This is a genomic window from Stenotrophomonas sp. PA-6-5C (assembly GCF_021605635.1).
Taxonomy (GTDB): domain Bacteria; phylum Pseudomonadota; class Gammaproteobacteria; order Xanthomonadales; family Xanthomonadaceae; genus Stenotrophomonas; species Stenotrophomonas lactitubi.
On sequence record NZ_WKEE01000089.1, the window covers coordinates 1 to 11,914 of the forward strand.

An 11,914-nucleotide genomic window follows, 5' to 3' on the forward strand; every position below is an offset into this window, starting at 1 on the left:
TGGACGTACTTGCAGCGTCCCCCGCACCCTGACCCGCCCGCGCATCGCGCAGGAAGCCAGCTGTTGCTGTTGCTTCGGCCTTTGCTTCGGCCGTTGCCTCTGCGGGTGCCGGGCAGCAGCCCGGCAACAACACCCCCACAAACACCAACGCCCGGGCAAGCCCAGGCGTTCGTGCCCCCTTCATGCTGGCAACGCGGGTCAGCTGGCCAGTTCGGCCGGCTCGCGTTCGATGCCGTACTTGCGCAGCTTTTCCACCAAGGTGGTGCGGCGCAGGCCGAGCAGCTGGGCGGCGTGGGCGACCACGCCCTGGGTGCGTTCCAGTGCTTCGTTGATCAGGCCCAGTTCGATGTTGGCCATGTGGTTGCGCAGGTCCAGGCCGTCGTCCGGCAACGCGGCCGGCGCTGCGGCGCGGTTGACCGCGATTCCGTGTTCGAGCGACGGCTGGTTGCCGCTGCCCGGGGTGTGGAACGAGAAGCTGCGCAGGTCCAGGCGCTCTTCGCTGGCGACTACCGGCGGCGCTGCGGCAACTGCCACGGTAGCCAGCGCGGCATCGCCGCGATAGCGTGCCGGCAGGTCCTGCACGCGCACCGAGCCACCCGGGTGCAGCACCGCCAGGCGTTCGACCAGATTGGTCAGCTCGCGCACGTTGCCCGGCCACTCATAGCTGGCCAGCGCCTGCAGCGCTTCCGGCGTGAAGCGCACTTCGCCACGGCCGGTGCGCGCCAGCTGGGTGGCGATGGTTTCCACCAGCGCCGGTAGGTCCTCGCGACGTTCGCGCAGGGCCGGCACGTCGATCGGGAACACGTTGAGGCGATAGAAAAGGTCCTCGCGGAACTTGCCATCGGCGATCCGGCTTTCCAGGTCGCGATGGGTCGCGGCGATCACCCGCACGTTGCAGCGGATGGTCTGGTTGCCGCCGACGCGCTCGAAGCTGCGCTCCTGCAGCACGCGCAGCAGCTTGACCTGCATCGGCAGGCTCATGTCGCCGATCTCGTCGAGCAGCAGGGTGCCGCCCTCGGCCATTTCGAAACGACCCTTGCGCGCGGTCAGCGCGCCGGTGAAGGCGCCCTTCTCGTGGCCGAACAGTTCGCTTTCCAGCAATTCCGCCGGAATCGCGCCGCAGTTGATCGCCACGAACGGACCGTCGCGGCGCGGCGAGCGCTGGTGGATGCTGCGCGATACCACTTCCTTGCCGGTGCCCGATTCGCCCAGCACCAGCACGGTGGTGTCGAACGCGGCGACCTGCTCGATCATCGTGCGCAGCGCGCTGACTGCCGGACCGTTGCCGGTCGGACCCTGGTCCTGCACGGCACCGGCCTGGTGTTCGGCATCCAGTCGCTTGAGGCTGGCGCGGCGCAGCAGGGCTTCCATCTGCGCGTGGCGCAGCGGCGCCTCCAGCGGCCAGATGTTGGCTTCGTGCAGGCCATGCTGCTGGGCGAACGTAGCGGCATGGCCGTCGGCCAGCAGCACCGGCGGTGGCAAGCTGCTGCCACCCAGCCACGCGTACAGCGCGGTGCTGGCGGCACTGTCGTCAAGATTGCCGACGATCACCGCCATCCAGTCGTTCTGGCGCTGGCGGGCCAGGTCGAAGTCGGCGGCGTCGGAAACCCAGCGCGGGTTGAAGTCCATGAATTCCAGCAGGGCGACGGTACGCTCGGCACGTACTGCGTCGTTGTCCAGTACCAGGATGCGCGATTCGCTCACGATCGATCCTCCCTGAGGCCTTCCAGGATCGGCATGACTTCCTGGATGTAGGACAGCTTGCTGACGAAGTTGTCGGCGCCGGCACGCAGCGCGTGTTCGCGATGTTCGACGTCATCGAAGTGGCTGGCGATCACGATGTACGGTGCATCGTCCTGCGACTTGATCAGGCGGGTGGCCTGCAGGCCGCCCATTTCGGGCATCGCCAGATCCATCAGCACTACCTGCGGGCGCAGGCTTTCCGAGCGTTCGATCGCTTCCAGGCCGTTGCCGGCGCTGCCGACGATCTGCAGCCAATCGATCTTGCGGAAGTGGCGCATCGCCGCGTTGATGAAGCCCTCGTGGTCATCGACCAGCAGAACTGTGAGCTTGTTCATGTCCAACATCCTTTTCAGCCCACCCGGGCCAGCTGCGGTTGCCTGGCGTTGACCCGGCGCCGTTCGCGGGCCGGGGCGATATCCAGTTGTTCGCGGTATTTTGCGACGGTTCGACGGGCAATGTTCACCCCCTGGCGGGACAGCAGGCCAGCGATGGCCTCGTCGGCCAACGGGCGACCGGCGGGCTCGGCGTCGATCAGGCGGCGGACCATGGCCTTGACCGCCTGGCCGGACACGCTGGCCCCTTCCAGGCGCACGGCGAAGAAGTGCTTGAGTTCGAAGGTGCCGCGCGGGGTCTGCAGGTACTTGCCGGTGGTGATGCGCGAAACGGTGGATTCGTGCATGCCGATTTCCTCGGCCACTTCCTTCAGGGTCAGCGGCGCCATGGCTTCCTCGCCACGCACCAGGAAGGCCGCCTGGCGCTCGACGATCACCCGCGCGGTGCGCAGCAGGGTGTCGTAGCGCATCGACAGGCCGCGGCTGAACCAGCGCGCCTCCTGCAGCATCTCGCGCAGCGCCGGGGCGGTCTCGCTGGTCTCGGCCAGGGCCTGTTCGTACTGGCTGTTGATCGACACCCGGCGGCTGGTGGCCGGGTTCAGTGCCACCTTCCATTGTTCGTCGGCGTGCCAGGCGACCACGTCCGGCACCACCACCGCATTGCGCTCGGGCAGCAGGCTGTCGCCGGGGCGCGGCTGCAGCGACAGGATCAGGCGAACGGCTTCACGCACGTCCTCGATCTCGGCATCGTGCTGGCGGGCGAGGGCGGGGTAGTCGTGGGAGGCCAGGGCATCGAGCGCGCCTTCCAGAATGCGCGCGGCCAGATGCCGGGCCGGTACCACGCCGTGCAGGCTGCACAGCTGGGCCAGCAGCGATTCGCGCAGGTCCTGCGCGGCCATGCCGGCTGGCTCACCCTGCAGGAGGTGCTGGCGGATGGCTTCAACGCCGTTGCCATCGATGTCGAACTGGGCGCTGGCCAGAAGCTGCAGCTGCGCCAGCGGTGCCTGCAGGTAGCCGGCATCGTCGCAGTGTTCCAGCCAGAAGGCGGCCACGGCCAGTTCGCGCTCGTCCAGGTCCAGCGCCAGACGCTGCAGCACGCGCAGCTGCGGGTCGCTCGACTCGCCAGCGGCGATGCGTGCCATGCGGTCGTCGTCGCCGTCCTGCCAGTTGGCACCGGACACATCCCACATCGAGGATTCGGGCAGTTCGTCGAAGGCGGCCGTATCGAGCGTGGTGCTGGCTGCATCGGTAGCTTCAGCGGCGGGCGCCTCGGCGTCTTCGATTTCCAGCAGCGGATTGGAATCCAGCAGTCGCTGGATTTCCTGCTCCAGGTGCAGGCCGTCGAGCTGCAGCAGCCGGATCGACTGCAGCAGCTGCGGGGTGAGGTGAAGCTGTTGGCCCAGCTGGGTCGAAAGTGAAGCCTTCATCGTGGTTCCCTGGCGCCGCTCCCCGACGCCTTGTGGAACACATCTTGCTTTTGATCCGGCAGTGGCGGAATCGGGGGGTTCCTGAGGGGGTTGGTGGTATTCCCGACAGCTTGTAAGGAAATCCCCTACACAAGCGCGGGAATTTGACGATTCCGGTCGCTAAATCGTTGATTCGTGGTTGGTCGCCGAGCTGCTCGCTCGCACCTCTTGTACGGAATCCCGTCGGGACGCGCGTGGGTGACGGTATTTCGTCGCGGAGCCCGTGGGCGGCACCACGGCGTTACCCGTGGCGTGCGGACGTCATTCCAGCTCGTGCTGGTGGCGCGCAGCCAGCAGCAGCAGATCGTTGGCACGACGGCAGCCGAGCGATTCCATCATGCGCGCGCGATGGGTTTCCACCGTCTTGACGCTGATGCCCAGGTCGGCGGCGATTTCCTTGTTGCTCTCGCCCTTGCCGATGCGGCGAAGGATCTCGCGCTGCCGCGGCGACAGTGCGGCAATACCGGTCGGCTTTTCGCGGCCGAGCATCGGTGCCAGCATCTTGGCCGAGATCTGCGGGCTCAGGAACACCTGGCCGGCATGCGCGGCACGCAGCGCCAGTTCCAGTTCCTGCGGCGCGGCATCCTTGACCACGAAACCGACGGCACCCCGGTCGAGCGCATCGCGCACGTGGGCGGCGTCATCGTGCATGGTCATCATCACGATGCGCGTGCCGGGTGCACGCAGGCGAATGTCGCTCAGCGCTTCCAGGCCGGTGCGGCCGGGCAGCGACAGGTCCATCAGCACCACGTCCGGGGCGTGCAGCAGGGCCATCTGCAGTGCCTGTTCGGCATTGCTGGCCTCGGCGACGAGCTGCACGTCGGCAAACCCCTGCAGCAGCCGCGCCAGGCCGGCGCGAACCAGGGTGTGATCGTCGACGATGAGAACTCGCACAGGCACGCTGGAGGTTGGGGAGGGGGGACCACCTTAACTTAGCTGAACGGGCACGCCAAGGGCCGTCGGTCCAGCCGCATGGTGGCAGATTTCAGCGTGCGCGGCGGGCCTCGGCCACTTGTCGCCGATGCAGCCGGAACAGATGCCGTTCCATCGCCATTTCCAGACCATCGCCAAGGCGATGGAAGCGCAGCCACAGGTAGTGGCCACCGCCGCCATCGGCCGCTTCGGCGATGACTTCCACCGGCAGGTCGATATGGTCGGGAAGCCAGTCGCTCGGTTGCAGGCGGACCACGCCTGCCTGGCCGGGCAGGCTGCCACTGCGCGGCCCCAGCTGCAGGCGGATGCCGCGGCGTGACCAGCGTACCGGGCGCAGCGTCGGTTCCTGGCCCTGCTGGCGAATCAGGCGGCCGAGCAGGACCATGGTCAGGTCCACCTTGGCTTCCAGGCGCTGCAGCTGCAGGCTGGCTTCACTGCGTTCTTCGTGTTCGTCGATGCGACTGTCTTCGACCAGCGCCAGGCTGCGCAGCAGGCCTTCGGCACTGCTGGTCCGGCCCACTGCACTGCCGGCCTGGAACTCGGCGGGAAGGGCCAGTTCGCAGCTGAGCGTTTCGTCGAACAGCTCACTTTCAGCCGGGTGATGCAGGGATGTGGTCGGCAGGACGGTCATGCCAGCGATTCTGCCTGCAGGTAGGCATGCGCGGCGCGAAGGGAGCGGCGGCCGTCCTGCATCTGCACGGAGACGGCATCACGGCGCTGGCGCAGCAGGCCAAGCAGGCTCTGCTGGCGTTCCAGCAGCGCGGACAACGGTGCGTGGTCGGCGCTGCCCAGCGGTTGGCTCAGCAGTGCGTGCAGGGTGCTGTCATGGCCATCGAGCAGGCTGTCGGCCTGTTCGAATGCCTCTTCGTCGAGGGCCTTCTCGAAGGCATCCAGCTGCGCATTGAGTTCAAGCAGGCTCATGGCGCCACCGCCGCGGAACGGCGCTGTTCGTGCGGAATGGCATTCCAGGCACCGTCGATCTCGCCCAGCAGCTGCAGCGATTCGTCCAGTGCAGCACGGTCGTTGTGCAGGTTGGCCTCGGTCAGGCGCTGCAGCAGGTAGTCGTACAACGCGGCCAGGTTGCCGGCGATCTCGCCGCCAGCTTCATGGTCCAGCGAGCCGTTGAGGTGGGCGACGATCGCGCATGCTTCGCCGATCGCCTTGCCCTTGCCGGCCTGGTCGCCTTGATCGAGGGTGGCCTGTGCACGGCGCACGCGTTCCAGTGCGCCGGACAGCAGCAGCGCCACCAGTTTGTGCGGATCGGCATCGGCGACCGCACTGGTCACACCCACCTGGCGGTACTGCTCGGCGTACTGACGGCTGGAACCGTACATTCGTGATTCTCCCTTGCGCGGGGTGCCGGGGTGCGGTCGAAGGGACCGTTGACGCCGGCACTGCGATGATTGCTGTTGCGTCCGTTATCGGTGCGTACGGCGCCAAACTTGAGCGTCGCGCGTGTTTCCTCAGCGGTTCAACTGGGCCAGCTGCTGCTGCAGCGCGGTGTTGCTCTGCTGCAGCTTGCCCATCAGGCTGTCCAATGCCACGAACTGCTTCTTGTAACGGGCCTCGACACCGACCATGCGCGCGTCCAGGTCCTTGCGGCGCTTGTCGATGTTGTCCAGCGTGGTGTTCAGTCCCTTGGTGCGGGCGACGAATGCGCCTTCCTTGCCGACCGTGGTGCTGACGTAGCCGTCAACCAGTGAATACAGCCGGCCGGCACCGCCGGTATCGCCGGTGACCGCCTGGCGGATCTTCTCCGGCTGGGCGGCGAGGGCGGCGGCGAACTTGGTGCTGTCCAGCACCAGGGTGCCATCGGCGTTGGGATAGCCGCGGGTCTGCAGGCCCAGCGCCTTGGCGTCCAGTTCGTCGCCTGCGAGGTCCTTGAGCACGCCGGACATCGTCGAGCGCAGCTGCGCGATCGCACCACGCATCTGCGCATCGCCGGTCAGTGTGGCGGCTTCCTTGGTCTTCGGGTCGTACTTGGTTTCGGTGTTGATCGCCGCGATGGCCGCGTTGTAGGCGGTGACGAACTCCTGCATCACCTTGGTCGCGGCGGTGGTGTCGGTGCTGATGGTGACGGTGCTCAGGCCCGGCACTTTCAGGTTCAGGGTCAGGCCCGGGACGGCGTCGGCCACGGTATTGCTGGCACTCACCACTTCCACGCCGTCAATGGTCAGCAGCGCATCCTTGGCAGGGCTGTTTTCCTTCAGGCTGCCGACCAGCGCGCCCAGCTTCGGATCGCTGCCGGCGTATTCCAGCTTGATTGCGCTGGCCGCGCCGGTTTTTTCCTGGGCGATGGACAGGTACTGGTTGTCACCGGAGCTGATCAGTGTCGCCTGCACGCCTTCCTTGCGGCCAGCGGCGTCGATCTTGTTGCGGACGGTGGTGAGGGTATCGCCTTCCTCCACCTCCACGTTCATGGTCTTGGCCTTGTCGCCCACGCCAACGGTCAGCGTCAAGGTTCCGGCACCGAAGGTGTCGGTCTTGGGCACCGAGGTGTCGGCGATCAGCTTGTGCGCCGACGCGAGATTCTTCACCTCGATCTTGTGGGTGCCGTTGGATGCGGCCGCCTTGCTGGTGCCGAGGTCGTACAGCGCCACCGATGCGGTCAGCACATCATCGGCGTTGTTGGGGCCGGCCTTGCCGGTTGCGCTGACGGTTCGGGTGTCGAAGGCGGTGGTGGCCTTCAACGCGGTCAGGGCGGTCTTCAGCTTGTCGAAGGCCGAGGTGACCGTGCCGAGCGACGACAGCTGCATCTTGGTCTTGGACTGCTGCAGGTTCAGCGCGTTGTCCGCCGGCTTGCGGTCAGCTGCGACCAGCTGGTTGACGATGCTGGAGATGTCCAGCCCTGAGCCAATGCCACCGTATCCAAAGTCTGCCACGTCGTTTCTCCTGGTATACGGGCCTGGCCGTCGTGCGGCGGCCCGTCGTCAACGAAAATAGCGGCCTGCGCCGCTGGGTCTTGAGGACTTCGTTGATGCATGCGCCGTGCCACTGGCCGGGGGACGGTTCTGGCACGCCGGTTGCAGGAGGTCTGGGGCAGGGTGCGGGTGGGTTCACCGCGGGCTGCCGGGGGTCTGTAAAAAACCCTCCCCCAATGCAGGGGAGGGATCAGGCTACTGACAATCGGGGGGAGACGAAGCCGCCCGGTACGTACAGTCAAAATGCACAACGCTGAAAGAGAGGTCCGCAGGGGCGGGCGATGCCAAGACGGTTCGGGAAGCTTCCCGGGCCGGGCATGGCCCGCATCTGTGTACACCGTGGCTGTCGGGTTGCCGCTACCGTCGGTTCAAGCCGACGGTAGCGGCGCCTTCTTGCCGTGGATCAGCGCAGCAGGCTGAGCACGCCCTGCGGCACCTGGTTGGCCTGGGCCAGCATGGCCGTACCGGCCTGCTGCAGGATCTGGGTGCGGGTCAGCTCGGCGGTTTCCTTGGCGAAATCGGTATCCTTGATGCGGCTACGCGACGAGGAAAGGTTTTCCGACGAGGTCTGCAGGTTGGCTACGACCGAGGTGAAACGGTTCTGGATCGCACCGAGGTCGGCGCGGGTGCTGTTGATGGAGCCCAGTGCGGTGTCAACGATTTCCAGTGCCTGCTGCGCACCGGCCACCGTTTCGATCTTGATGTCCGACAAGCGTTTGGCAGCGGCGCCATCGGCAGCGTCCGTGTTCAACGTAACACCTGCCGGGGTGCCGGTGACCGTGACGGCAATGTCAGCTGCCTTGTTGTTGGCCTTCACCGACGTCAGCGTGATTTCGCCTGGAACAACGGCGCCTGTGGCATTCACCGATGGTGCGGCCTGCAGGCCGGTTTCACCGATTTTGCCGTTGATTGCAGCAGTAATCGCCTTGACAGCGTTGTCGGAATTCGACTTCTGGACTGCGGCCACATCTGCAGCGGTAACAGTTCCGCCAACGGTCGGTGGAGTCGTGAAGTCGAATTTGACCTCCCCGATGTTAAGTGCACCGACTTGCATCCCGCTGATGGTGCCGCTTGCGAGGGTAGTTCCGTCAATCTTGATGGTGCCGCCGGTAGCGAAGGTGGTTGCACCAATCGAGTCTGCCTTGGCATTGACGGTCTTATCGATGGCAATGGCCTGGCCTGCGTTGGCGCCGACCTGGAACAGCTGGCTGGAGAACGAGCCGTCCAGGAGCTTTGTGCCGTTGAACTCGGACTGCTTGGCGACGCGGTCGATTTCGCTAACCAGCTGGGTCACTTCCGCCTGAAGCGCCTTGCGATCGCTGCTCGAGTTGGTAGCGTTGGCCGACTGCACTGACAGCTCGCGGATACGCTGCAGGTTGTTGCCGATTTCGGTCAGCGAACCTTCGGCGACCTGGGCCAGCGAGATGCCGTCGTTGGCGTTGCGGATGGCTACGTCGGTACCGCGGATCTGCGTGCCGAAACGCTCGGAGATAGCCAGGCCGGCGGCATCGTCCTTGGCGCTGTTGATGCGCGAACCGGAGGACAGGCGCTGGATGGTGGTGGCCAGCGAGCTGCCGCTGGTGCTCAGATTGCGCTGAGCATTCAGGGACATGGTATTGGTGTTGATGACTTGTGCCATGGTGCTTTTCCTTTGGCGAAGGTGAAACGTGTTTCAGGATCCGGGCGCCGCGTCATGCAGCGCCCGGAGATCGATCAGAGTTCGGATCAGCGCAGCAGGCTGAGCACGCCCTGCGGCACCTGGTTGGCCTGGGCCAGCATGGCCGTACCGGCCTGCTGCAGGATCTGGGTGCGGGTCAGCTCAGCGGTTTCCTTGGCGAAATCGGTGTCCTTGATGCGGCTGCGCGACGAGGACAGGTTTTCCGACGAGGTCTGCAGGTTGGCAACGACCGAGGTGAAACGGTTCTGGATCGCACCCAAGTCAGCGCGGGTGTTATTGATCGAACCCAATGCCTTGTCGACGATTTCCAGGGCCTGTTGTGCGCCCTTGACGCTGGTGACGTCCAGGCTCTGGACTACGCTGCTGGTGCCAGTGGCCGCAGCAGTGGTGGTGGCGGCAGTCAAGCCGGAGCCGGTGATGGTGCCACCGACGACCAGATCCTTCTCGGCCTTGACCGAGCTGAGCACGACCTGATCCTTAGCAGTGCCGCCCACGGTGGCGTACACGCCCGACTCGCCGATCTTGGCGTTGATCGCGGTGGCCAGCGACTTGGCAATGTCGGCGCCCGTAGCGCCGTTTTTATACTCGACCTTGTCGATGGCGATCGCATTGATCGTCAGACCTGCGATCGAGCCATCAGCGGCTGCAGCAGCGATAGCGGAGCCAGTAACGTCAGCAGCAAACTTGGTGGTGCCCAGCGAGCCAGCTTTGGCATCGACAGTCTTGTCGATGGCAATGGCCTGGCCTGCGTTGGCGCCGACCTGGAACAGCTGGCTTGAGAACGAGCCGTCCAAGAGCTTTGTGCCGTTGAATTCGGACTGCTTCGCGACGCGGTCGATTTCGCTGACCAGCTGGGTCACTTCGGCCTGCAGTGCTTTGCGGTCGCTGTCGGAGTTGGTGGCGTTCGACGACTGCACCGACAGTTCACGAATGCGCTGCAGGTTGTTGCCGATTTCAGTCAGCGAACCTTCGGCGACCTGCGCCAGCGAAATGCCGTCGTTGGCATTGCGGATGGCCACGTCGGTACCGCGGATCTGCGTGCCGAAGCGCTCGGAGATGGCCAGGCCGGCCGCATCGTCCTTGGCACTGTTGATGCGCGAACCGGAGGACAGGCGCTGGATGGTGGTGGCCAGCGAGCTGCCGCTGGTGCTCAGGTTACGCTGAGCATTCAACGACATCGTGTTGGTGTTGATTACTTGTGCCATGAGGAGAGGTCCTTGAGCGGTTGCACGTGAGTTGGGTTAGACGCCCCCGACGTGCCCCGGAGGCGGCTCATGTCAGCGCTGCAACAGGCTGAGCACGTTCTGCGGTACCTGGTTGGCCTGGGCCAGCATGGCCGTACCGGCCTGCTGCAGGATCTGGGTGCGGGTCAGCTCGGCGGTTTCCTTGGCGAAGTCGGTATCGCGGATGCGGCTGCGCGATGCGGACAGGTTCTCCGAGGAGGTCTGCAGGTTGGCCACCACCGAGGTGAAGCGGTTCTGGATCGCGCCGAGGTCGGCGCGCACGCTGTTGACCGATTCCAGTGCCTTGTCGACGATGGAAAGGGCCTGCTGCGCACCCGCAACGGTGTCGATCTTGATGTCGGCGACATGAACCGGGCTGGCTGCTGGGCCGACCGTGTTCATCGCGACCGGGGTCGTGGCCGGAGCCACCGGCGGCTTGGTGACAGTGATGTCAGTCGTGTTTCCATCAGCCTTGACAGAGGTGAGCGCGACCTCGCCCGGAATGACTGCACCATTGGGCGCAGTGGCCACCGCGGCGTACAGACCGGTCTCGCCCAGCTTGTTGTTGATGGCTGCTGCCACGGCCTTGGCCGCACGCTCCATGTTGGCGTTGTCGACGGCCGGCTCCGGGGTGCCGGCCACCGCGCGCGGGGTGTAGTCAAACTTGATGTCGCCCAGCGAAACGTTGCCGACCTTCAGGCCACTCAGCGTACCCTTCGCGTCTTCCATGTCGGTTGCGCTGAAGGCGATCTTGCCGGCATCGAGGAAGTTCGCTGCACCCAGCGATTCAGCCTTTGCATCCACCACGCTGTTGATCGCGATGGCCTGGCCGGCATTGGCGCCGACCTGGAACAGCTGGCTGGTGAACGAGCCGTCCAGCAGCTTGGTGCCGTTGAAGTCGCTCTGCTTGGCGACACGGTCGATTTCGCTGACCAGCTGGGTCACTTCGGCCTGCAGGGCCTTGCGGTCGCTGCTGGAATTGGTGGCGTTGGAGGCCTGCACGGCCAGTTCGCGGATACGCTGCAGGTTGTTGCCGACTTCGCTCAGCGAACCTTCGGCGACCTGGGCCAGCGAGATACCGTCATTGGCGTTGCGGATGGCCACATCCAGGCCGCGGATCTGGGTGCTGAAGCGCTCCGAGATCGCCAGGCCGGCGGCATCGTCCTTCGCGCTGTTGATGCGCAGGCCGGACGAGAGGCGCTGGATGGTGGTGGCCAGCGAGTTGCCGCTGGTGCTCAGGTTGCGCTGAGCGTTGAGCGACATCGTATTGGTGTTGATTACCTGTGCCATGGGGTCGTCTCCTCTTATATGGAACCCGTTGGTGAATGAAACGAAGCGCCGCCTGTTTTTTTGTGTGGCTGTGTGCTTCGCCGTTGCCAAATGAATAACGGCGCTTTGTCAACAACCTTTAGCGGGGAATTTCGTTGCGGCCGAATTTCATCGCTGAACGCTGTTTTTCCGAGGATTCCCGCTGGCCCGGAGGGGGCGGGGTGAACCCGGGAAGGGCGGCCAGGCAGAACCTGACCGGCGCCAGAAGAGGTATCGGCGCCTGCCCGGCAAGCTGAATGGTGGCGGCGGGGTGTGTTCCCGGCAGAAACGAAAAAGGCCGCGATGCAGG

General features: G+C 65.3%; 12 protein-coding genes. All 12 read right to left on the reverse strand.

The annotated features are described in order from the left end of the window. Window positions 1–198: 198 nt before the first annotated feature. The gene (locus tag GIW57_RS22865; protein ID WP_236513009.1) at window positions 199–1,704 is read right to left on the reverse strand and encodes a sigma-54 dependent transcriptional regulator; all 1,506 of its coding nucleotides are present in this window, start codon (window positions 1,702–1,704) and stop codon (window positions 199–201) included. Then, window positions 1,701–2,078: a response regulator transcription factor gene (locus tag GIW57_RS22870; RefSeq protein ID WP_049460600.1), complete on the reverse strand. Its 378-nt coding sequence runs from the start codon at window positions 2,076–2,078 to the stop codon at window positions 1,701–1,703. The genes GIW57_RS22865 and GIW57_RS22870 overlap by 4 nt, the downstream gene beginning before the upstream one ends. 14 nt (window positions 2,079–2,092) lie before the next feature. Then, window positions 2,093–3,502, reverse strand: coding sequence for an RNA polymerase factor sigma-54 (gene rpoN / locus GIW57_RS22875; RefSeq protein ID WP_236513011.1), 1,410 nt, complete (start codon window positions 3,500–3,502; stop codon window positions 2,093–2,095). A gap of 300 nt (window positions 3,503–3,802) precedes the next feature. After that, window positions 3,803–4,435, reverse strand: coding sequence for a response regulator transcription factor (locus tag GIW57_RS22880; RefSeq protein WP_089241023.1), 633 nt, complete (start codon window positions 4,433–4,435; stop codon window positions 3,803–3,805). A 91-nt stretch (window positions 4,436–4,526) separates the two neighbouring features. After that, on the reverse strand, window positions 4,527–5,105 hold the full coding sequence (locus tag GIW57_RS22885) for a PilZ domain-containing protein (protein ID WP_089241025.1): 579 nt from the start codon (window positions 5,103–5,105) through the stop codon (window positions 4,527–4,529). Beyond that, a complete protein-coding gene (locus tag GIW57_RS22890) occupies window positions 5,102–5,395 on the reverse strand; it encodes a hypothetical protein (protein ID WP_025879004.1) in 294 nt (97 codons plus the stop codon). The genes GIW57_RS22885 and GIW57_RS22890 overlap by 4 nt, the downstream gene beginning before the upstream one ends. Further along, window positions 5,392–5,808 (reverse strand): flagellar export chaperone FliS, encoded by a 417-nt coding sequence (gene fliS, locus GIW57_RS22895; protein WP_100465299.1) that lies wholly within the window; start codon window positions 5,806–5,808, stop codon window positions 5,392–5,394. Before fliS ends, GIW57_RS22890 begins: the two co-directional genes overlap by 4 nt. A gap of 129 nt (window positions 5,809–5,937) precedes the next feature. Beyond that, complete coding sequence (gene fliD, locus GIW57_RS22900) at window positions 5,938–7,356, reverse strand: flagellar filament capping protein FliD (protein ID WP_100465300.1); 1,419 nt, start codon at window positions 7,354–7,356, stop codon at window positions 5,938–5,940. A 442-nt stretch (window positions 7,357–7,798) separates the two neighbouring features. Beyond that, window positions 7,799–9,034: a flagellin gene (locus GIW57_RS22905; protein WP_236513013.1), complete on the reverse strand. Its 1,236-nt coding sequence runs from the start codon at window positions 9,032–9,034 to the stop codon at window positions 7,799–7,801. 86 nt (window positions 9,035–9,120) lie between these two features. Then, window positions 9,121–10,278, reverse strand: a complete 1,158-nt coding sequence (locus tag GIW57_RS22910) for a flagellin (RefSeq protein ID WP_236513014.1) — start codon at window positions 10,276–10,278, stop codon at window positions 9,121–9,123. Between the two features lie 72 nt (window positions 10,279–10,350). Next, on the reverse strand, window positions 10,351–11,586 hold the full coding sequence (locus GIW57_RS22915) for a flagellin (RefSeq protein ID WP_236513016.1): 1,236 nt from the start codon (window positions 11,584–11,586) through the stop codon (window positions 10,351–10,353). 118 nt (window positions 11,587–11,704) lie between these two features. Next, on the reverse strand, window positions 11,705–11,914 hold a 210-nt coding region (locus GIW57_RS22920; RefSeq protein WP_236513018.1), incomplete at its 5' end, for a hypothetical protein.

Bases quoted from the DNA above. Each gene is read 5' to 3' on its own strand.
- GIW57_RS22870 (WP_049460600.1), bottom strand. From the start codon at position 2,078: ATGAACAAGCTCACAGTTCTGCTGGTCGATGACCACGAGGGCTTCATC.
- rpoN (WP_236513011.1), bottom strand. From the start codon at position 3,502: ATGAAGGCTTCACTTTCGACCCAGCTGGGCCAACAGCTTCACCTCACC.
- GIW57_RS22885 (WP_089241025.1), bottom strand. From the start codon at position 5,105: ATGACCGTCCTGCCGACCACATCCCTGCATCACCCGGCTGAAAGTGAG.
- GIW57_RS22890 (WP_025879004.1), bottom strand. From the start codon at position 5,395: ATGAGCCTGCTTGAACTCAATGCGCAGCTGGATGCCTTCGAGAAGGCC.
- fliS (WP_100465299.1), bottom strand. From the start codon at position 5,808: ATGTACGGTTCCAGCCGTCAGTACGCCGAGCAGTACCGCCAGGTGGGT.
- GIW57_RS22905 (WP_236513013.1), bottom strand. From the start codon at position 9,034: ATGGCACAAGTCATCAACACCAATACCATGTCCCTGAATGCTCAGCGC.
- GIW57_RS22910 (WP_236513014.1), bottom strand. From the start codon at position 10,278: ATGGCACAAGTAATCAACACCAACACGATGTCGTTGAATGCTCAGCGT.
- GIW57_RS22915 (WP_236513016.1), bottom strand. From the start codon at position 11,586: ATGGCACAGGTAATCAACACCAATACGATGTCGCTCAACGCTCAGCGC.